This is a genomic window from Vallitalea sediminicola, assembly GCF_054408565.1.
On record NZ_BTPT01000439.1, the window covers coordinates 1 to 214 of the forward strand.

A 214-nucleotide genomic window follows, 5' to 3' on the forward strand; every position below is an offset into this window, starting at 1 on the left:
ATAAGTTGGAAGAAGAAGCGATAGATAATCTAAAACAATCTATTGAAGAAAATGATAAAGTGAATGTATATGCATTTGAAATTCCTAAAAACGAATATGAAAAAATTAAATATGATAATTTATCACCTGGTAAAGCAGCTTTAATTGATAAAATTAAAGCAAAGAATCCTTCTTATAAAAATGAGAAACTTGAGGAAAAAACTATAGAAGAGCT

General features: G+C 25.2%; 1 protein-coding gene. It reads left to right on the forward strand.

Annotated elements, in window-relative coordinates; genetic code table 11:
* Window positions 1-214: hypothetical protein (locus tag ACX6CF_RS27345; protein WP_458788517.1), on the forward strand; the 214-nt coding region annotated here is incomplete at both ends.